Source organism: Rhodohalobacter halophilus, assembly GCF_001715195.1.
GTDB classification, from domain to species: Bacteria; Bacteroidota; Rhodothermia; order Balneolales; family Balneolaceae; genus Rhodohalobacter; species Rhodohalobacter halophilus.
This window is the reverse complement of the sequence record NZ_MDWE01000007.1, coordinates 27,779-47,354: the sequence shown is the minus strand read 5'-3', so window position 1 is coordinate 47,354 and position 19,576 is coordinate 27,779. Positions and strand designations below refer to the sequence as shown.

At 43.4% G+C, this 19,576-nt stretch carries 21 protein-coding genes; 7 read left to right on the top strand and 14 right to left on the bottom strand.

Annotated features, from left to right (window positions below):
• Positions 1-83 precede the first annotated feature (83 nt).
• On the bottom strand, positions 84-1,220 hold the full coding sequence (gene dinB, locus BG260_RS02730; RefSeq protein WP_069130415.1) for a DNA polymerase IV: 1,137 nt from the start codon (positions 1,218-1,220) through the stop codon (positions 84-86).
• A gap of 76 nt (positions 1,221-1,296) precedes the next feature.
• Here dinB and BG260_RS02725 point away from each other — a divergent pair, with 76 nt between their 5' ends.
• The 4 genes from BG260_RS02725 to BG260_RS02710 all read left to right on the top strand — a co-directional run bounded on the left by BG260_RS02725 (position 1,297) and on the right by BG260_RS02710 (position 5,361).
• Positions 1,297-1,569, top strand: coding sequence for a GlsB/YeaQ/YmgE family stress response membrane protein (locus BG260_RS02725; RefSeq protein ID WP_069130414.1), 273 nt, complete (start codon positions 1,297-1,299; stop codon positions 1,567-1,569).
• 18 nt (positions 1,570-1,587) lie between these two features.
• A complete protein-coding gene (locus tag BG260_RS14570; RefSeq protein WP_069130413.1) occupies positions 1,588-2,106 on the top strand; it encodes a hypothetical protein in 519 nt (172 codons plus the stop codon).
• Positions 2,107-2,195: 89 nt separating this feature from the next.
• Complete coding sequence (locus tag BG260_RS02715) at positions 2,196-3,602, top strand: Glu/Leu/Phe/Val family dehydrogenase (RefSeq protein WP_069130412.1); 1,407 nt, start codon at positions 2,196-2,198, stop codon at positions 3,600-3,602.
• 265 nt (positions 3,603-3,867) lie between these two features.
• On the top strand, positions 3,868-5,361 hold the full coding sequence (locus tag BG260_RS02710) for a sodium/proline symporter (RefSeq protein WP_069130411.1): 1,494 nt from the start codon (positions 3,868-3,870) through the stop codon (positions 5,359-5,361).
• A gap of 59 nt (positions 5,362-5,420) precedes the next feature.
• Here the strand turns inward: BG260_RS02710 and BG260_RS02705 are convergent, their stop codons facing one another.
• Together BG260_RS02705 and BG260_RS02700 are read right to left on the bottom strand one after the other, a co-directional pair.
• Positions 5,421-6,803 (bottom strand): helicase-related protein, encoded by a 1,383-nt coding sequence (locus tag BG260_RS02705; protein ID WP_069130410.1) that lies wholly within the window; start codon positions 6,801-6,803, stop codon positions 5,421-5,423.
• 102 nt (positions 6,804-6,905) lie between these two features.
• Entirely contained in the window at positions 6,906-7,766 is an 861-nt protein-coding gene (locus BG260_RS02700) for a CPBP family intramembrane glutamic endopeptidase (RefSeq protein WP_069130409.1), read from the bottom strand.
• Positions 7,767-7,844: 78 nt separating this feature from the next.
• Here BG260_RS02700 and BG260_RS02695 point away from each other — a divergent pair, with 78 nt between their 5' ends.
• The gene (locus BG260_RS02695; RefSeq protein WP_069130408.1) at positions 7,845-8,462 is read left to right on the top strand and encodes an SOS response-associated peptidase family protein; all 618 of its coding nucleotides are present in this window, start codon (positions 7,845-7,847) and stop codon (positions 8,460-8,462) included.
• Here the strand turns inward: BG260_RS02695 and BG260_RS02690 are convergent.
• Positions 8,449-9,381: a mechanosensitive ion channel family protein gene (locus tag BG260_RS02690; protein ID WP_069130407.1), complete on the bottom strand. Its 933-nt coding sequence runs from the start codon at positions 9,379-9,381 to the stop codon at positions 8,449-8,451. The genes BG260_RS02695 and BG260_RS02690 overlap by 14 nt on opposite strands.
• Before the next feature lie 130 nt (positions 9,382-9,511).
• On the opposite strand from BG260_RS02690, the gene secG reads away from it, so the two are divergent.
• Entirely contained in the window at positions 9,512-9,871 is a 360-nt protein-coding gene (secG, locus tag BG260_RS02685; protein ID WP_069130406.1) for a preprotein translocase subunit SecG, read from the top strand.
• A gap of 187 nt (positions 9,872-10,058) precedes the next feature.
• On the opposite strand, the gene BG260_RS02680 is transcribed toward secG, so the two are convergent.
• The 9 genes from BG260_RS02680 to BG260_RS02640 form a co-directional block, all read right to left on the bottom strand.
• Positions 10,059-12,287 (bottom strand): NADP-dependent isocitrate dehydrogenase, encoded by a 2,229-nt coding sequence (locus BG260_RS02680; protein ID WP_069130405.1) that lies wholly within the window; start codon positions 12,285-12,287, stop codon positions 10,059-10,061.
• A gap of 87 nt (positions 12,288-12,374) precedes the next feature.
• Positions 12,375-12,920, bottom strand: a complete 546-nt coding sequence (locus BG260_RS02675) for a tetratricopeptide repeat protein (RefSeq protein ID WP_069130404.1) — start codon at positions 12,918-12,920, stop codon at positions 12,375-12,377.
• Positions 12,917-13,132 carry a hypothetical protein gene (locus tag BG260_RS02670; RefSeq protein WP_069130403.1) on the bottom strand — a complete coding sequence of 72 codons (216 nt, stop codon included), beginning with the start codon at positions 13,130-13,132 and terminating at the stop codon, positions 12,917-12,919. The genes BG260_RS02675 and BG260_RS02670 overlap by 4 nt, the downstream gene beginning before the upstream one ends.
• 3 nt (positions 13,133-13,135) lie before the next feature.
• Entirely contained in the window at positions 13,136-13,780 is a 645-nt protein-coding gene (locus BG260_RS02665; protein ID WP_069130402.1) for a deoxynucleoside kinase, read from the bottom strand.
• Positions 13,781-13,806: 26 nt separating this feature from the next.
• Positions 13,807-14,292, bottom strand: coding sequence for a 2-amino-4-hydroxy-6-hydroxymethyldihydropteridine diphosphokinase (gene folK, locus BG260_RS02660; RefSeq protein WP_069130401.1), 486 nt, complete (start codon positions 14,290-14,292; stop codon positions 13,807-13,809).
• Positions 14,280-14,660: a dihydroneopterin aldolase gene (folB, locus tag BG260_RS02655; RefSeq protein WP_069130400.1), complete on the bottom strand. Its 381-nt coding sequence runs from the start codon at positions 14,658-14,660 to the stop codon at positions 14,280-14,282. Before folB ends, folK begins: the two co-directional genes overlap by 13 nt.
• Before the next feature lie 32 nt (positions 14,661-14,692).
• On the bottom strand, positions 14,693-16,138 hold the full coding sequence (gene dnaA / locus BG260_RS02650; protein ID WP_069130399.1) for a chromosomal replication initiator protein DnaA: 1,446 nt from the start codon (positions 16,136-16,138) through the stop codon (positions 14,693-14,695).
• Between the two features lie 396 nt (positions 16,139-16,534).
• Complete coding sequence (gene prmC, locus BG260_RS02645) at positions 16,535-17,392, bottom strand: peptide chain release factor N(5)-glutamine methyltransferase (RefSeq protein ID WP_069130398.1); 858 nt, start codon at positions 17,390-17,392, stop codon at positions 16,535-16,537.
• A 6-nt stretch (positions 17,393-17,398) separates the two neighbouring features.
• Positions 17,399-17,791 carry a hypothetical protein gene (locus BG260_RS02640; protein WP_069130397.1) on the bottom strand — a complete coding sequence of 131 codons (393 nt, stop codon included), beginning with the start codon at positions 17,789-17,791 and terminating at the stop codon, positions 17,399-17,401.
• Between the two features lie 198 nt (positions 17,792-17,989).
• Between BG260_RS02640 and BG260_RS02635 the strand changes: the two genes are divergently transcribed.
• The gene (locus BG260_RS02635; protein ID WP_069130396.1) at positions 17,990-18,865 is read left to right on the top strand and encodes a hypothetical protein; all 876 of its coding nucleotides are present in this window, start codon (positions 17,990-17,992) and stop codon (positions 18,863-18,865) included.
• On the opposite strand, the gene BG260_RS02630 is transcribed toward BG260_RS02635, so the two are convergent.
• Positions 18,843-19,535 (bottom strand): HAD family hydrolase, encoded by a 693-nt coding sequence (locus tag BG260_RS02630; protein WP_069130395.1) that lies wholly within the window; start codon positions 19,533-19,535, stop codon positions 18,843-18,845. The two genes, BG260_RS02635 and BG260_RS02630, sit on opposite strands and share 23 nt — an antisense overlap.
• Between the last annotated feature and the right edge of the window lie 41 nt (positions 19,536-19,576).

Below are 19,576 nucleotides of genomic sequence, written 5' to 3'. Positions count from 1 at the left end.
ATAATTTTTCAGCAGTAAGCAGGTGAGTCATCATAGTATGGAATATGATTCATGTTTAAGTAAGAAAGAGATCAATTTTCAGGTTAATTACGGGTTGTTGCACGATGCGATTCACTAAATGGAATTTCAAGCTGCTCGCCGATTACGCCGCCTTCAGTCAGGTTCAGAGAAGAGACGGAAATCCCCAACAGTCTTACTTCCCGTGCTCCGGTTTCTGTCTCTTGCAGCAGTATTTTTGAAATCTTTGCAATCTCCTTTGGATCATTTGTAAAATGGTGAAGTGTGCTGCTTCGGGTTACCGTTTCAAAATTTTTATATCTGGCCTTTAAAGTAATTGTTTTACCGGTTGCATCAAGCTTTTTCATAGACTCTGCAATTTTCACAGAGAGTTCATCCAGAAAATTTTCGATCCATTCAAGATCGGAAATATCTTCTGAAAACGTTCGTTCTTTCCCGATCGACTTTCGAATTCGGTTTGGTTTTACCTGTCGGTTGTCTATCCCACGTGCAATTCGGTAGTAGTGATGGCCCGATTTGCCAAACTGTTTCACCAGATCAACTTCATCCCACGTCTTCAGGTCTGCCCCGTTTTTAATGCCGAGTGACAGCATCTTTTTTTGAGTTGCTTTACCCACTCCATAAAAATCTCCGATCGGTAGTTTTTCGATAAACTCTTCTGCCTCTTCCGGGGTAATTACGCTCAGTCCGTCCGGCTTATCGAGGTCAGAGGCAATTTTGGCCAAAAACTTATTAGATGATACTCCGGCTGAAGCCGTCAGGCCTGTATTCTCTTTAATTCTGCTTTTGATTTCTCTCGCAATCAGTGTTGCAGAGGGATTACCCTTTAAGTTCATCGACACATCCAGATATGCTTCGTCCAGAGAAAGTGGCTCAACCAAATCGGTATAGTCGAAAAAAATCTCCCGAATTTGATGAGAGACCTCTCGATAAACTTCAAATCTCGGCTTCACGAAGATGGCATTTGGACACAGTTTCACGGCCCTGGAAGCCGGCATTGCAGAATGAATTCCAAATTTCCTGGCTTCGTAGCTTGCAGCAGCAACCACTCCCCTTCCCTGTGGAGATCCGCCCACTACCAGCGGCTTGTTTTTAAATTCAGGATGATCTCTCTGCTCCACAGACGCATAAAATGCATCCATATCCACATGGATAATTTTCCTGACCGCATGATCTTTTTCTGTGGATGAACTTTTATACATCTCGTATGGGTAAAAAAAGAAGAATTTGTTACCTTAACCGCCACTGAAAGGTAATACAAATTTAAGCATTGATTGAATGGAAGAGTTAAACAGTGTAACGATTTATTGGTTGATTTCTATTGGACTTCTTATCGGCTTTGTCATGGACCTCATCATGATTAAACGAGGAATCGGAATGATTGGAAACCTTATTGGCGGAGTCCTTGGGTCAGTACTTATTGGAGTAGTCGTGGTTTCGATCGGATTGGTCGGCCCCCTGGTTTATGCTGCAATAGGATCCATCGCATTTCTTTTTTTGGTGAATGTATTCAGCTTGCACCCGGAAGACAAAATCGAAGCAAAAGCTTAGTTTTTTGCATATACAATTTTGAAGATTCCTAAAACATCGGGGTTGGTTTTATGGTTAATACCGGCTCCCGATGATTTTAACATCCTTTCCGCTCTGATAGCAGATCTCTCTGAAAGATACAACACACCGCTGTTCTCCCCTCATATCACACTTGGCAGAGCCCCCAAACTAAATCAAACTAAGCTGATTGACTCCATTAAAGAGCTCTCGAGAACTCTTCAACCTCAAATAATAACCTGTCACAATCCTGTCTGTTCTGACTCCTTTTATCAAAAGGTTCGTTTACCACTTGATGATAATACAATGAGGAGAAGCTTCAAATCAGCAACTGACAACCATTTTGGCGAGGAGTATGCTAAACAGGATGGATATCACGCATCCCTCATGTACGGTTCCATTTCCTGCAGTGAGATCAATCTCACTGAAATCCGGAGTAGAACTAAAGAAATTACTTCATTGTACATACAATCTTTAGCAGTGGTAGATATTAATTTTACACCTGTTCAATGGAAGGTTATATTTGAGACGAAGCTGTAAATGGCAGTATCAAAATCGATTTTGAAGAAATCCATTTGAAACCTGACATTTGCCAATTGCAACTACCATAACAAGATAGATTATCTATAATGAGTGAATATAAATTTTTCGAACAAGTCAATAAGGCGTTCGACAGGGCTGCATCATACACAAAAATTGATAAGGGAATTCTCTCCCAGATAAAAGCCTGCAACAACGTTCTTCATATTCAGTTTCCTGTTGAAATGGATGACGGCACGATCCGTGTAATCGATGGATACAGAGTTGAGCACAGCCATCACAAAATGCCAACCAAAGGCGGTATCCGATACAGCACCATGGTTAATGAAGATGAGACCATGGCGCTCGCTGCTCTCATGACCTATAAATGTGCCGTAGTGGATGTCCCTTTTGGAGGAGCTAAGGGGGGTATCAAAATCGACCCTAAGAAATTTTCGGTTGGAGAACTTGAACGCATTACCCGACGGTATACCTTTGAACTCTACAACAAAAGTTTTATCGGCCCCGGAAATGATGTTCCCGCTCCCGATATGGGATCAAGTGAACGGGAGATGGGCTGGATTTTTGACACCTATCGCCAGCTCAGTAATGACATTAACGCAGAAGGTTGCGTAACCGGTAAACCTGTCGGTCAGGGCGGAATTCGAGGCCGTACTGAAGCTACCGGACGAGGCGTCTATTTTGGTATTAAAGAGGCGTGTGACAATGCCGAAGACATGAAAGAGCTCGGTCTTGAAAAAGGCATTGAAGGGAAATCCTTTATCATTCAGGGTCTTGGTAATGTTGGTTATCACGCCGCAAAGTATATGACTGAAGCCGGTGCAAAGATGATCGGAGTGGCTGAATACGATGCCTCTATCTACAATAAAGACGGCATCAATCTGGAAGACCTTATGAGTTACAAAAAGGAGAACAACGGCGGGGTTTCCGGCTATGATAAAGCCAAAGAACTGGATTCGAATACTGCCGTACTGGAAATGGAGTGCGACATTCTGATTCCTGCTGCTATGGAAAACCAGCTCACAGAGAAAAATGCTTCGAAAATTAAAGCCAAAATTATTGGTGAGGCTGCTAACGGGCCAACCACTGATAAAGCGCATGAAATTATTAAAGAGCGGGGAGCTTTAATTATTCCGGATAACTACCTTAACGCAGGCGGTGTTACCGTATCCTACTTTGAGTGGCTCAAAAATATACAGCATGTACGTTTTGGCCGAATGGGTAAGAGATTTGAGGAGAATAGTTACAAGAAAATCCTCTCCGTTATCGAAACCATTTCAGACCGCAAGTTTACAGATGATGAACTCGCTGTTTTGGCACAAGGTGGCGGCGAGCGCGAACTGGTAGATTCCGGTCTTGAAGAGACCATGGTGAACGCTTACAACGAAATCAATGAGCTTCGTAAGCATCACAATGTTGACCTTAGAACCGCAGCATTTATAAGTGCAATTAACAAGGTCGGTTCAATGTATCGCGGAATGGGAATTTTCCCTTGATCCAAAAAAATAAACCCGACACTTTTCACAGTGTCGGGTTTTTTTATTTAGAGACAGTCTTATCTGTCATTAACCAAAACATCATCTTATCCTTCTTACGCACCTCTCTGAATAAAGTTACACTTTCGGTAATTATTTTTATTTACTGAATGTAATCTTCATAAATACCTCCGATTTATGTTTTCATTCTACATTGTGATGTTCGTTTTACCTCTGTTGATCATTGCCGCCACAATCTGGCTGGCATCCAAAAAACCTTCGAACCATGGATGAGTCGCAACTGACTACCGTCTCATTTGACTCAAACGCTGCTATCGCTTTTGTCGCCTACCTTCTATTAATTATCGGGATTGGGATTTATGCCTCCAGGTTCTCATCCAAGGGAATCAGTGAATATTTTATCGGTGGACGTAAAATGAACCGCTTTGTCGTTGCTCTCTCAGCGGTAGTTTCAGGGCGCAGTGCTTGGCTTCTCCTTGGAGTAACCGGCATGGCCTATTCTCAGGGGCCTTCAGCCATATGGGCCGTTTTAGGATACATTGTTGTTGAGATTTTCTTATTCCTCTATTACGGACGACGACTCAGAAATTTTACCGGAAAAAGAAACTGTATCACTGTCCCCGATTTTTTTGCCGAACGTTTCAGTGACGATGACGGAAAACTGAGAATTACGATTGTTTTCATCATTTTGATCTTCATGATCGGATACATCTCTTCGCAATTTGTTGCCGGTGGAAAAGCCTTTGCATCCGGCTTTAGAATGGAAACAAGCAGTGGAATTCTGATGACGGCAGCTATCGTTCTTGTATATACAATAGTTGGCGGTTATCTTGCTGTTAGCCTCACAGATATGTTTCAGGCCATTTTTATGCTGCTCGCGTTGGTCATCCTGCCGATTGTGGCAATTCTCAACGTTGGCGGGTTGATGGAAATATTACAGACACTTGGCACCATGGATAGTATGTACATAGATCCATTCGCAATTTCTGTCGGTGCAGCCATTGGCTTTTTGGGAATTGGACTTGGGTCGCCCGGGAATCCTCACATTTTGGCTCGCTACATGTCTATCGACGATCCCAGACAGTTTACTTACGCGGCTGTAGTTGGTACCACCTGGAACGTATTGATGGCATGGGGTGCCGTTTTTGTTGGATTAGCCGGAAGAGTCTACTTCCCTGATGTAAGCATGCTGCCCGGTTCTGATACAGAAAACCTCTTCCCAATGCTTGCCCAACTGCACCTGCACCCTATTCTTTTTGGTGTTGTACTTGCTTCTATCTTTGCAGCTATCATGTCTACTGCAGATTCCCAGCTATTGGTGGCTGCATCCAGTGTTGTTCGGGATCTTTATGAAAAAGTACTGAAAAAGGGTGAGGAGGTATCACAAAAGAAATTGGTTCTATACAGCCGAATTGTTGTGTTTGCAATTGTAACCCTGGCACTACTTTTTGGTTTTTATGCAGAAGATCTCGTTTTCTGGCTGGTTCTTTTTGCATGGGCCGGTTTAGGAGCTGCAATCGGCCCCACATCCATATTGGCACTATATTGGAAAGGAACAACTCGAGCCGGAATCTTTGCCGGGCTTTTTACAGGCACATTCGTTACCATTGCCTGGTATTTAACGCCCATACTGAAAGAATCAATGTATGAGCTCATTCCGGGATTTATAGCCGCGGGTTTGGCCACATGGCTCGTTAGCCTCTTTACAAAACCCGCCCCCGATACCAAACAGGCCTTTGATGATATGTTTGACGAATAAAAAAAGACGATTCGGAACCGAATCCAAATCGTCTTTTACCCGATGGTATGTTCTTTAATTTATGAAAAGAGTTTCTTGAAAAAACCAACAACGCCCTTCTTCTCCTCTTTTTTCTTGCCGGTACGCCCGCCCTCAAGCTGATCGAACGTAGGCCTTGGCAAACCGTGATGTTTTCCGCCCTGATCCTTCTTACTTCTTTTAGGTCGGCCACGCCCTTTGCTGCCTTTACTGCTTCGGGATTTCGACTTACCTCGTCCTCTCTGATTACGTTTACCTTTGCCTTTTTTATTTGAAGAGACTTTCTCTTTAACACTTTTTGGCAGCGGAACTTCCTCAGGGGCGTACCCCAGAGATTTACAAATCTCGTTGATATCCTCACGATCCTGTTTTGAAACAAGTGAGAGAATTCGGGTAGCTTTGCCGTCTCCAACCAGCTCGGCCCGCAGTTTATACTCATTCACATCTTCCGGCACATCGTAATTGATAACCTGTGTGGCATGCTCAAGTGGAAGGTCATTTGCAGACATATCCCCGACGATCAGATGCTGAACATCCCCCGTAGTAAACCGGTTAAACCGCTCTTCAAATGTCTCTTTGTTTAATTGATCGTGTACACTTACAGCCCGTCGATTACTCTTTCGCAGAATTTTATAGAGGCGATCGGCCGTACGGCGAGACGCGGTAAAGATGACCACCGTGTCGGTTTTATTCTTATCCAGGTGCGCCATAAGTGTAGAGATTTTGGACCGTGGCGGCACGTTTATATAGTACTGCGTCAGATCCTTTGTGATCTCCGGCTCCGCTTCCTTCTTTTTGGCGGATGTTTTTTTTGCGAGAGTTACAAGTTGAGGGTCAGTGAGTAACTTCCCTTCTGCTTCTCTCAGCTCCTTACTGTCTTTTGCAGCGGTAAAAACTCTTTGGCATTTACTGATCACCCGGGTTGAAATAGCCTCAACAGCATCCCAGTCTTCAACCTTCTCGGCCTGATCCACAATTAACTGCTGCACCTCTCGAAAGATCATTTTCCCTTCTTCAAGAACTTCTGAAAACTCCTTAGGCGTGGCCACAACCACAACTGGCCCTGCCGATAGAGATTGAAGCTGCTCCTTTGGATCGCCTTTACCGGTTATGCACGCACTTTCGATCGATGCATGATATCCGATTGCCCAGATCCATTCATCCAGAAACTTAGCACGTTCTTCATCCGGTGCCAGTATGATACCTTTCGTACCCTGCCTTCGGTCTGTTTTAGAAATCTCATTCAGCAGATTGAGCAGATATCCAATCTCAGGTTTATCCTCTATGGTCGTATTTATTACTAGATCGGACCCTTCTTGAACAGCTTTGTAGATTTTCTTTTGTAACGGTGAGGGGCTTTCAATTTTAACATCCTTCAACCCCTTTAAAATATCGGAACTTAGTCGAAATTGATTAAACGACAACGTCTTATCCTCATTAATTTAGTCAACATTTCAATTCAAAATTGCCGGTACCAGTTTTCCGGCATATGGCTCAGCCTTCTCAGTCGGCAGCCATTTTATTCGTCACTTGCGAAACACGGTAATATAGACCTCATTTAGTGTCAGTAGTATCATAAGCCCCAGTAAACCGGCGGCACCCGCTTCCGGGCCAAAATCACCCCCTGTGAACGTTTCCGGGCCTGTAGTTTCAGCAACCATGAGCATATGTTCAAATTGGTTGCCGCTGACGGGTAATCCAAAAACCGCGCCTTGAAAATAATTCCAAGACAGATGCATTCCAAGTGGAATGGCAATACTCTTTGTTATAATATAAGGATATGCGAAAACCATTCCAGCAATTGAAATATTTAATGTAGAAATCCACGTTGCATTTGGGTTTCCAAGATGAGTCATCCCAAAAATTGCTGATGAAAGAATAACAGCTCCTATTACCGCCATCGATTTGCCCGTCTTCTTAAAATGGAGCCCCTCTTCCAGATTTTTAATCAAATAGCTTCTAAAGTACGTCTCTTCCCAGAAACTCACTGCCATCATAATTATGAGTGTGGTGGTTAGCCCCAAATAGAATTGATGCCCTAGCTGGCTAAAATTTTCCGGATTGATGTCGATCCAGCCCATTCCAATATGAATCAGAACAATTCCGCCCATAGCCAGAGCGGCCAGCAGGTTCCCGGCCAGGAAATCACAGAACCATTTTCCGGAAAACTTCAGCCCGTACTGAGATACCGGTCGGTAATCGATTTTATGAGCTCCGAGCCACAACAATGCGGCCATAACAACAGCCATCACTATTGTAAAGCCGTAACCGCCGAAACCACTTAACCCAAATAGAGTTATAGACAGAAGCAGAATGGATGTTATAATTAAAATTCTCCAGAACGAGCGAAGCCTGTTTTCGTAGCTGTTGTAAAAGAGAATTTTCACAATTGAACGGATATTATTAAATAGTCTGTTTCGTAATAGTAGTATCTGACAAGCGAACAATACACAAATTTACAAATTATGCCTAAACGCGTTGCTTTTTTTCCGGGAAAAGAACCCATTGAAAATTACTTCAACATTCAATCTAAAAGAGAACAAATATTTGAACCTCACTACAACTTAACACCCGGGCAGCACATTCCAGTCGTTTTTAAAAACGGAGACACACTTTCTCTGGACCGAATACGCTGGGGTGATGAGAATAGTAGAAACACCACTGTTCCTGTAAATGAAGCCGCAGCCTTAACAGACGACAAAAAATGGATACCCTGTGCCATACCGCTCAGCGGATTTTATATATGGAAAGATGACAAAGAAGAAGGGAGTCCCTTTTTCATCAGAATGCTGAGTGGTCCACTAATGGTTGCTGCAGGGTTGCTTCACTCAAAAGAGGAGTATTTTCAAATCATCACTACCGAAGCCAACGTGCTGATTAAACCAATGTCGGAAACAATGCCTCTTCTTTTCGACCGGGAGCTTTCACACCTCTGGCTCAATCAGTCCGAAGAGGTGGATAATATTCTAAACAGAGCGAAAAATCTGTTTCTCTTAACGGATCTATCGGTGACGCGGGTGAGTGAAGAGGTCAATGATCCGTCCAATAACAGCGAAGAGCTGGTTCAACCTATTCCGAAGTAGAAGGAGGTTTAAGGCCCGATTTCCCCTCAATCTGATTTTGGTAAATTCGCAGCGTATTGTAGGCAAAATTGATGGTATTCTCCCGTTCAAAACGGTCCAGAATATCTTCCCACATAATCTGATTGATTCCTCTTCGCTTTCTGGCGTGCGAAAGATGCCGGATAGTCAGTTTCACGCCAACCTCAACCACCTCTGTATATACAATAGGGGTTAGGTTTTTGTAGCGTATAAGGTAAGACTTAGTGGCACGACGCACCTGCTCTTCTGCATCCAAAACGTAGTCTTCCATATGGTTCTGGGCAATTTCCACCAAAATCTCTTTCGCCTTTCTCCAATCACTCTCGAAGGTTACAACAATTGGGATTTCATTCCATAGAAAATCAAAATCACTGGTATAATTAGCGATTGACTCCCTGAGCACCAGGTGATTTGGCATGTGAATAACCCGTCCCGTACTCTGGTCTGCACTGACCCAATTCCCAATTTCGAGAACTGAAAACTTAAAAAATCGAATATCAATCACATCCCCTTTTGTATCCCCGATTTGAATACGATCACCAACTTGAAAAGGCTTCCTCCAAATCAAAAATACCCAGCCGGCCATGTCTGTAACGGGATCACGAAGTGCAATAGCCAAGCCTGCAGAAAGTAGTCCCAAAAAAGTTGCAAGTGAACCTACCCCCTCAAACCAGATTCGACCGATGATAATAAACCCAAAAAAACTTAAAACATACGCAAGATTTTTCCGCCACTTGTAACGGATCTCTTCATCTTCCGTTTGGCGTCTTACAATCATTTTAATGATGATATGAACTAACACCAGGATGACAATTACTGCAACAGACTCCAATACATGTGTGAAGTTTGCAGGAATTTGATTGAATAAATCGGTTAGGCTGTCTTTTATTTCCGGTTCCATAACTGTTGGATAGTACTAAATTCTGCAATAAAGTTCGGCCTGTACGTTATTTAATAAATTGCTTTCTTAAAAGAGCAATTAGTAGTATCTTTTCAAGTCTCTGAATCAACGCAAAAAGATTTTTTAAAGCATGTTATACGGAATTATTGTTTCAATCATTACACTGATCTGTTTTCTGTTAATTGTAGTAATTTTACTGCAGCCCGGCCAAAAAGAGGGATTATCGGGCGGACTCGCAGCCGGTATGGCCGGTGGCGCTTCTATGGGAGCCCGGAGAACTGCAGATCTCCTCTCTAAAACCACATCCATTTTAGCGGCTCTGTTTTTAGCACTGAGTGTACTCGCTAATTTTGCGATTGACAGAGGGGATGCAAACCAGAGCACAATTCAGCAATCCGCCATGGAAAATGTTGACCCGTCTGAATTTTCGGCTCCATCTCAAACAGAATCTGCTGTTCCTCAACAAGATGATTTTGAAATTGAAGAATAAATCTCTTCAAAGATAATTAGAAAAAAAGCCGCGATTTGAATTCAAGTCGCGGCTTTTTTTATAGCCCGACTTCCTATTCATTTATGTGGTTCTAAATCTTACCTACAACTGTTCTCTGTAATAAAAAACCCGAACCTGTAAACAGATCCGGGTTTTCATCAACGCACGTTAAATATGTTAATTGATTTTATACAGATTCGATAATCTGATTTAGAGTTTTACTCGGGCGCATCCGGTCGTAAACCAAATCACGATTTGGCCAGTAGTACCCTTCAATATTTTCCGGCTGCCCCTGAGCGTCAATCAGTTCTTTGTTGATCTGATCTTCACCTGCCTCCAGCTTCTCGGCAACCGTCTTAAAGCGTTCTGCCAATTTCATGTCTTCCGTTTGATCGGCCAGTGCCCTTGCCCAATACATTGCCAGGTAGAAGTGACTGCCGCGGTTGTCATGTTCGTTCACTTTACGCGAGGGTGATTTATCATTCTGTAAATAGAGCGTATTGGCTTTATCCAACGCTTCTGACAAAATTTTCGCCCTCTTATTATCGAATGTTTTGGCCAAGTGTTCGAGTGAAATTGCAAGCGCAAGGAATTCGCCCAGTGAGTCCCAGCGCAGGTGCCCTTCATCCAGAAACTGCTGAATATGTTTTGGTGCCGAACCGCCTGCTCCGGTTTCAAATAGACCGCCACCGTTCATCAGCGGAACGATGGAAAGCATTTTGGCACTTGTTCCAACTTCAAGAATTGGGAACAAATCTGTTAAATAATCACGCAGTACATTACCTGTAACCGAAATTGTGTCTTTACCTGCTCTTGTCCTCTCCAGCGTGTACTTCATCGCCTTAACCGGAGACATGATCTGAATATCCAGACCATCTATATCAAACTCAGGTAGATAACGGTTCACTTTTTCAATCAGTTCAGCGTCGTGGGCGCGATCTTCATCCAACCAGAAAATGGCCGGATCTCCGGTTTCGCGAGCCCGGCGGACAGCCAGCTCCACCCAATCTTTGATGGGTGCATCTTTGGTCTGGCACATTCTCCAGATGTCACCTTCTTTCACATCATGCTCCAGAAGTGTCTCACCTTTCTTGTTGACCACACGAACCTTGCCGTTTCCGGAAATCTCAAAGGTTTTATCGTGAGAGCCGTACTCCTCAGCTTTTTTAGCCATCAACCCAACATTCGAAACACTTCCCATGGTGGTTGGATCAAAAGCACCATCTTTTTTACAGGAATCGATCACTTCCTGGTAAATCCCGGCATAGCTGCTTTCCGGTATTACCGCTTTTGTATCCTGAGTTTTGTCATCCTTGTTCCACATCTGCCCTGAGGTACGGATCATCGCCGGCATGGATGCGTCAATAATTACGTCACTTGGAACGTGCAGGTTTGTAATCCCTTTGTATGAATTAACCATCGCCAGGTCCGGACCATTCTCATAACATTTCTGAATGTCCGCTTCAATTTCTGTTCGTTTATCATCCGGCAGCTCCTTGATTTTTGACTCGAGGTCGCCAAATCCATTATTCGGATCCACCCCCAGCTCATTCAATACTTCTGCATGTTTTTCGAAAACATCTTTAAAATAGACTCTCACGGCATGGCCAAAAATGATCGGATCGGAAACCTTCATCATGGTCGCCTTCATATGAAGGGAAAAGAGAACTCCCTGCTCTTTGGCATCCTGAATCTGCTCTTCCAGAAACTTTATGAGCTCTTTCTTGCTCATGGCTGCAGTATCAATCACCTCACCCTGTAGCAGTGGTGTACTCTGTTTCAAAACTGAAACGTTGCCTGTTTCATCCACAAACTCGATCCGGACGTCATCTTCATTTTTCAATGTTAATGACTTTTCGGAGTGGGCAAAATCGTTATCACTCATGGTAGCCACATGAGATTTGGAATCTGAGCTCCACTCTCCCATTGAGTGCGGGTTATTCTTAGCATACTCTTTTACGGGCTTTGGCACTCTCCGGTCAGAGTTTCCTTCACGTAAAACAGGATTTACTGCACTTCCCTTCACTGCATTATATCGTTCCTGTATTTTCTTTTCCTCTTTATTCTTGGGCTCTTCAGGGTAATCCGGTAGCCCGTAGCCTTTCTCTTGCAGCTCTTTAATTGCCGCAACCAACTGAGGGACAGAAGCACTGATGTTTGGGAGCTTAATAATATTGGCTTCGGGTGTTTTTGCAAGATCGCCCAGCTCAGCCAAATCATCAGAAACTTTTTGGTCATCCCTCAAATAGTCCGGGAAGTTTGCTAAAATCCTGCCCGCCAATGAGATGTCTTTCGTTTCTACATTCACACCCGCAGCTTTCGTAAAAGCTTCTACAATGGGCAAAAAGGAGTGAGTTGCAAGAAATGGTCCCTCATCAGTAATTGTGTAGTAGATTTTGGCTTTATCGTTACTCATGATTTTAGTGCTTTTTAACAGTTAGTTATCTATTCAAAAAATGATCTCAATTACAATTCTCTGCTATCTAAATAGCATCTGAAGGACTTACTCCTCTTCAAGCAGGTTTTTCACATACTCGTTTTCGGGATCCATCTTTAATGCCTGCTGATAGTACGTTTTTGCTTTCTCATCGTGCCCGCCTTTCTTCATCAGGTCGCCCATCAGAATCCAGTTTTCTACATCCCGCGGGTCGGTACGAATGCGGTCAAGCAGATAGGTAATTGCTTCATTTCCTTTCCCGACCATCACTTTATATAGAACCAGATTACGGTGCGCTCCCGCAAGGTCATCCAGCTCAATTGCTCGTTCCAAATCTTCCCGAGCCTTCTCCGGGTTGTCGTCGTTCAGGTATGAATATCCGCGTAAATTGTAGAGACGTCCATTCTCTGCATCCTTTTCAATCGCGTCTGAAAAGGATTTAATACTTGAATCCCATTGATTGAGCTTCTGCATCACCTCACCCTCGAGTGTAAAACCTTCCGGTGCTTCAGGATTCATTCGCTGAAGCTCGCGGGCTGTATCGAGGCTCTTATCAAGATCTCTTTCGTGAAGCAGTTCGTATCCTTGTTTATGTTTTTCTTCGAAATTCATGAATTCTTTTCGGTTTTCTCTTTATCGGTTATGTCTTCAAATTCCGCTTCCTCAATATGTTCAAAGTCGGGCCTCTTGTTCTGCCGGTTTGAGCCCTGTTGGTCTCTACCAAATGGAAACGGTGTTTGTTTTTTCTTTTTCGATTTTGGCCCTGTAATCAGTTTATAAACCAGATAGATAAACAGGCCGATCAGTAACCAGCGTATTAACATTAATTAGTCGGGTATAATATGAATATGTGTATTGCTTCGGATTGGCTGATTGAAGATCTGCTCTTCGATATAAGCCAAATGATTCGGATTATTAACAAAATCAATCTCTGAAGCATTAATGATCATAAGCGGAGCTTTATTGTAGTGATAAAAAAACTGGTTATAGGCATCACTCAGCTCCTGCAGGTAGTCGGGTGTAATATGTCGTTCATAGTCCCGGCCACGCTGTTCAATATTTTTCATCAGTCTGTCTACATTGCTCTGCAAGTAGATAACAAGATCCGGCTTGGCAGAAATCCCTGTCATAATATTGTAGATATTATCATACAGGTTCATCTCATCCTCACCAAGATTCAGTCTTGCAAAGATACGGTCTTTTTCGAACATATAGTCCGAAACAATCCCCCCGTCAAAAAGGTCTCGGCTCAACATTCGCTGCTGCTGTTTAAAGCGGCTCGCTAAAAATGAGAGTTGTGTTTGAAATGCAAACCGATCCCGGTTCTCGTAAAATTTGGGCAGAAAAGGATTCTCCTCAAACTCTTCCAGCACAAGCCGGGCTTCATTTCTTTCAGCAATCAGTTTTGCCAGTGATGTCTTTCCGGCTCCTATAACGCCCTCAACGGCGATAAAATCAAATTGATTGGGCATGTTTTCTTGCTAAATCCTTGTCCAGTTTACCAGCTGATATCGGTTTTTTTGATCTCCATACCTGGCGCCGATTCAATTAAATCCTGAATTGTTTTCCCGGTTTGCGGGTCACACCAATCCGGAATAAGCTCTTGCATCGGCAAAAGTACAAAAAGGCGCCGTTGGTATTCGGGATGTGGAATAATAAGGGTATCATTATCAATCACCAAGTTTCCATAAGAGATGATATCGAGATCCAGAATACGAGGCCCCCATCGTGTGCTTTCCGTTCGCCCGGCAAGTTTTTCAAACTCTTTTAATTTTTTCAACAGACGCCCGGGAGATAAATCCGTTGTTATCTGAATCGCACTGTTCAAAAAGGTGTATTTAGCCGGACCGACCGGTTCCGACTCCCAAATTGAGGCTAATTTAATTGGTGAGTCTGAGAGTTCAGATAAAAAATGTGCCGCTTTTTGAAATGATTTGAGCCGATCGCCCAGATTGGCCCCGATTGCTACTATCACCTGCTCCATGTCATCGTTATTTCTGCAAATGCCGCAGGCGTATCGATTGGAGGGTTGAGCTTTCGAACGGTAACAATCAGCTCACTGACCGAATCAGCACTATTAAAAATCTCTTCGCCTATGTTATAACAGAGTGTCTCAATTAATTTTTTTGAAGCACCGTGCATAATTTTTGCAGCTGTTTTTTCTGCAAGAGAGTAGTCGAACGTTTTTTCTAACTCTTCATTTTGAACCGCTCTCTTGAAGTTTCCTTTTGCAGTAATATCAACCTCAAACTCATTCCCTTTTACTCTCTCTATTTTTGCATGACCATGTTTTCCGTGAAACCGTATTGATTTCAGCGTAATGACATCTTCGGCTGCTGACTGATTTTTCATAGGAAAGGTCCTGCTATAACTGAAAGAAATCGTTACAGGCTGGCAACTTCAATTTTCTGTTCTAGTTCGCTTAAAATTCGTTTATGTTTCGGGCTTGTGGAAAGGCGCTCCTCCACTGTGGATATTGCATGGATAACTGTCGAGTGATCACGTCCGCCAAACTGCAGCCCGATCGTTTTTAAACTCGACTTTGTGTATTTCTTGGAGAGAAACATTGCAATCTGCCGGGCTTCCACAATCTCCTGTTTCCGTGTCTTTTCACGAACTTTATTGGTATCAATTCCAAAATGATCACACACATAGTTTTGAATCGCCTCAATGGAAATTTGCGTGTGAGAGCTCTTCACCATGTCTTTTAATACAGACTTCGCCAGTTGCAGGTCAATCTCATCAATATGCTTCAGAGAGGCTGTAGCAAGCAGCTTAATGATTGCCCCCTCCAGGTCCCGCACATTCGATTTAAAATTGTGCGCTATAAACTCCAGAATATTCGGGTCCAGTGTTATTCCGTTATCATTTGCTTTCCGTTCCAAGATAGCAAAACGTGTTTCGTACTCCGGAATCTGCAGGTCAGCACTCAGCCCCCAGCTAAACCTTGAGATCAATCGATCCTCAATATCGGGAATATCTTTTGGAGCCCGGTCACTGCTCAGAATGATCTGTTTACCGTCCTGATGGAGTGCATTAAAAATGTGGAAAAACTCCTCTTGTGTCTTCTCCTTCCCGCTAAAAAACTGGATGTCGTCAACTATCAGGACATCTATGTTTCTGTAGAAAGTTGTGAACTCACTGGCGCGGTTATTCCGTATTGCCTGAACAAATTCATTCGTAAAAGTCTCAGACGAAACGTAAAGCACTGCAAACTCATCCCCGAAGTCCTGCTTAATTTTATTGCCAATACTTTGAACCAGGTGAGTTTTTCCAAGGCCGGTTCCGCCATATACAAATAGCGGATTAAATGAATTTTTTCCGGGATTTTCTGAGATCGCCATCGCCGCCGAACGCGCCAGCCTGTTGCAGTCACCTTCAATATAGCGCTCAAAAACGTAGTTGTTGTTCAGGTTCGATTCTATATTGGCTTTCTTAATTCCGGGTATAACAAACGGATTTTCAATTTTACCCGGATGGTAGTCTGAAAATGTATTGACCGGCTGAGGATTGTTAGGCGGACTTGGCCGCTGCGGTAATCGTATAGATCGGTTGTCTTCCATACGGTCAGACTTTTCAACTAAAACCGAATACTCCAGCTTGCCGCCTTTACCCAACACCTTGGCAATTGTTGAACGCAGCATATTGTAGTAGTGCTCCTCGAGCCACTCATACCAAAATTGACTGGGAACCTGGATAGTCAGTGTATCATTTTCGAGCTTAACAGGCTTGATGGGTTCAAACCATGATTTATACTTCTGATAGCTGATATTGTCCTGTATGATTTCCAGACATTCACTCCAAGCACTTGCTGCGGTAAGTGTATCCAATTCTAACGACCTCCTTTCACCTTATTCTTTACCTAATCTACTGTAGTTATCCACATGGGGGAAGAGCTACCGGGATAATTTCTGAAGTGAAAATGAGAATTTATTCCCCCCAAATCAAAAAAATCTTACGCTATTTTCGCAAAGTTATCCACATTCTTATAAATACCACAACTTATTGCAGCACAATGTTTTGATGTTTTTTTTAACAAATTACCAAATTTTGCTTGACACCGCCTGACAATTCGATAACGCAAATTTTACAAAAATGTAACCCGGCGATCACTTTGAAAAAAACTTTTCCACAAGTTATCCACATAGTGTGCGAAACATGAGAGGCTTTGTGTGAAATCCATTTAAATGAGTCGCAAAACAGACTGTGAGAGCACCCTTTAGGGTTTATTCCGCAACAACGAATCGATTGTTTTGATCGTAGTCTTTTTTCAGTTCCGCTTTGCCAAAAAATTGGAGTGCTACATCCTTAATCTGCTCGGCGATCTTATCGTTGCACTCCAGATAAAGAACAGCTTGTTGAGAGGCGGCAAATTTACAGATGTGTTGGTAAACCTCGAGAGGTTTGTCGTGGAAAAGAGCCAATTCAGGTTCGTAGTTCAGTACCTGGGGATCGAGCTCGACTTTCTCCTCATTTGTGATGTAAGGCGGGTTGGAAATAATAATATCCCATTCCTGTTCCTGTGTCTTTCCTTTGGACTCCAGCCTGTTGAGATCTCCCTTAAAAAAGGATACATCCACGTCATTCAACTCCGCATTGCTTTGGGCAACGTGCAGAGCGTCATCCGAAATATCCAGCCCGGCACAGATCCAGTTCGGGCGGTTTTTTTTGATAGCAACGGGAATGCATCCACTTCCGGTTCCTATATCAAGAACAGAAAGCTCCTCGGCAGAGTCATACCTGTTTAAAACCATTTCAACCAGTTGCTCAGTCTCCGGGCGGGGTATCAGCACTTCTTTAGAAACCTGAATGGTGCAGTTCAAAAAGTCTGTAGTTCCGGTAATATATTGTAGTGGCTCGTGCGCTGCTCGACGTTTTACAAGTGGACGCAGCCGATCGAGCTCATCGGGAGATAAGGGGCGATCAAATTTCAGGTAGAGATCCAGTCTGCGTATATCGAGAATATGGGCCAGCAGCCACTCAATACTCAGGCGTGGATTATCCACGCCCTTCTCCTCAAAAAAGTCCGTAGCCCACTCCAGCATGGACAGTACCGTCCACACCTTATCCGGATTACTGCTCATAGAAATTTAATCTTCCTCTTCCTCAGAGGCAGGTTCATCCACTTCTTCCTGCAGAGAGAGACCAAATCGCTTGGAAAAGTCCATTATGAAATCGATCACGTCAGACTCCACACTTTTCTCTTCGGATAGCGAACTTCCCCGGAAGCCCATTCGGCCGCCGGATTTCTTCAGCTCGAGACGTGTATGATCATCATTGCACTCAATAATACAGGTAAGTGTAATGGTAGCATTGATCTGCTTCTCATACTGCTCGTAAACAGCAACAAAAATTTCATCGTTATTGGCCGAAGATTTGTAATTATAGAGATACTTCGGCTCGTGCTCATCAAAAAGTTTAGCCGGAATTCTTCGAAGTGTCTTGTTTGGTCCGTACACCAAATATTTTGTGACTGTGCTCATAATCACCTTAATGGTTGAATTGTCGTATGAAAAGAGGAATTTTCTGCCTGAATAAAAGCCTAAATACAACAATAATCAAATCCGGTTTTATATTTGAAGCATCTTTCAATAAAATTATTGACCTTGAACGATTCAGAGATGCAATGGATTTGAGTTTACATGCGTTACGAAGTACAGTTACTCAGAAAACGAACCCTTATGAATATCCGCAAAAACACGCTACTGCTTACCCCCTTACTGGCTATCATACTTTTAATGTCGGCACAGACCGAATTATCTGCTCAAATCCAGGAGCCTGAGGTTATTCAGCCCCAGAGAGATCTTGTTGTACTTTCTGATGAATACAACTCCGGCTTTGGGTTTGGTATAAACATGAACAATTTTGGTTTTGGCATTGCAGGTGAGTATCGCAGGGTTATCGGACCTCAATCAGAATTAATGTTCAAACTGGGTATTACCGGCTTGCGAGATGAAAGTGAGCAGACGTTTACAGACTACTTTTTTGGTCAACAAATTGTACCCAACAAATTTCAACGGGGAATGGCATTTCCACTAATGGCAGGGTTCAGACAGCGGGTTTTTCCGGAAGTGATCCAGGAAAATTACCGGTTCTTTGTCAGTGCTTCAGCCGGACCTGTTGTAGCTTTTACCTACCCATACTTTGACGACGTAAATGGAAACGGATACCGCGAAACCGGCAATGAGTATGAAATATTTGAACAAGACGGTGATTTGTTTATTCGATATGCACAGCCGGAGCGTGTGAATGACATTTTCTCCGGCATGGGGGACGGTGACTGGCACTGGGGAGCTGCCGGTGAGTTTAAAGTTGGTGTAGATATCGGCCGAAACTTCTCCCGGCTGAACAGCATTGAGTTCGGTTACTATTTCTACTATTTCACAGACGGGATCCAAATGATGCAGCCCAATCAGCCCGTTATCCAGCAACGAACCGGGCCAAATCAAAGTCCGTATGTTTGGGAAAACGGCCAGCTGGTTACTGAAGAGTTTTTCGAACCTCAAAAGTTCTTTGGCACCCCGCAGATCACTTTTACATTCGGCTGGCTTTGGTAAACCCCAATTGCGATAAATTCTCGGGAATTTCATCCAGTGAATCTACCAGTAAATCCGGGCTGTTTGCACGAAGCTCGTCCGCACCAAAGTGACCGGTTGTCACCCCGACAGATTTTGCATTAAAATATTTTGCAGACTGAATGTCGTTGGGTGTATCCCCGATGACCACAAATGCCTCTGATGGCGCCTCTTCTGCATACAGGTTACGGTACGACCTGCTTGCAAGACCAGGAAGGTGCTTTCTCTCCTGGTGATCACAGCCAAATCCGCCAAAACTAAAGTCGTTTCCCATCCCCGCACTCTCTACTTTTGCATAGGCTACTTCTCTGAAATTTCCTGTGCAGAGGCCCATTTCATACCCTTCGGATTTTGCAAACTCAACAAATTCTGCGGCGCCGGGAATAATATCAACTGCATCGGGGCTCAGAGATTCATTCATTAAATTTTTATACCTGGAGGTCACCTCATCAAACAGATCGTGCGATCCGGTGTGATCATAAATCAGCTCCATGAATATGTCGCGGTCAGTTCGCCCGGCAAATGAACGGTTTTTCACGTTATTTGAGGTGAATTTAAACTCCGTTAATATTTGATTGATAACTTCCCGGAGAAATTCTCTTTTCACATGAAGAAGTGTGCCGTCTATATCGAACAGTAAAATGGGTTTCATCGTTATGTTTCTACCTGAGTGAATTTAGCAGTACCTTTAAT

Bases quoted from the DNA above. Each gene is read 5' to 3' on its own strand.
- dinB (WP_069130415.1), bottom strand. From the start codon at position 1,220: ATGTATAAAAGTTCATCCACAGAAAAAGATCATGCGGTCAGGAAAATT.
- BG260_RS02725 (WP_069130414.1), top strand. From the start codon at position 1,297: ATGGAAGAGTTAAACAGTGTAACGATTTATTGGTTGATTTCTATTGGA.
- BG260_RS02715 (WP_069130412.1), top strand. From the start codon at position 2,196: ATGAGTGAATATAAATTTTTCGAACAAGTCAATAAGGCGTTCGACAGG.
- BG260_RS02710 (WP_069130411.1), top strand. From the start codon at position 3,868: ATGGATGAGTCGCAACTGACTACCGTCTCATTTGACTCAAACGCTGCT.
- BG260_RS02695 (WP_069130408.1), top strand. From the start codon at position 7,845: ATGCCTAAACGCGTTGCTTTTTTTCCGGGAAAAGAACCCATTGAAAAT.
- BG260_RS02690 (WP_069130407.1), bottom strand. From the start codon at position 9,381: ATGGAACCGGAAATAAAAGACAGCCTAACCGATTTATTCAATCAAATT.
- secG (WP_069130406.1), top strand. From the start codon at position 9,512: ATGTTATACGGAATTATTGTTTCAATCATTACACTGATCTGTTTTCTG.
- BG260_RS02680 (WP_069130405.1), bottom strand. From the start codon at position 12,287: ATGAGTAACGATAAAGCCAAAATCTACTACACAATTACTGATGAGGGA.
- BG260_RS02675 (WP_069130404.1), bottom strand. From the start codon at position 12,920: ATGAATTTCGAAGAAAAACATAAACAAGGATACGAACTGCTTCACGAA.
- BG260_RS02670 (WP_069130403.1), bottom strand. From the start codon at position 13,132: ATGTTAATACGCTGGTTACTGATCGGCCTGTTTATCTATCTGGTTTAT.
- BG260_RS02665 (WP_069130402.1), bottom strand. From the start codon at position 13,780: ATGCCCAATCAATTTGATTTTATCGCCGTTGAGGGCGTTATAGGAGCC.
- folK (WP_069130401.1), bottom strand. From the start codon at position 14,292: ATGGAGCAGGTGATAGTAGCAATCGGGGCCAATCTGGGCGATCGGCTC.
- folB (WP_069130400.1), bottom strand. From the start codon at position 14,660: ATGAAAAATCAGTCAGCAGCCGAAGATGTCATTACGCTGAAATCAATA.
- prmC (WP_069130398.1), bottom strand. From the start codon at position 17,392: ATGAGCAGTAATCCGGATAAGGTGTGGACGGTACTGTCCATGCTGGAG.
- BG260_RS02640 (WP_069130397.1), bottom strand. From the start codon at position 17,791: ATGAGCACAGTCACAAAATATTTGGTGTACGGACCAAACAAGACACTT.
- BG260_RS02635 (WP_069130396.1), top strand. From the start codon at position 17,990: ATGAATATCCGCAAAAACACGCTACTGCTTACCCCCTTACTGGCTATC.
- BG260_RS02630 (WP_069130395.1), bottom strand. From the start codon at position 19,535: ATGAAACCCATTTTACTGTTCGATATAGACGGCACACTTCTTCATGTG.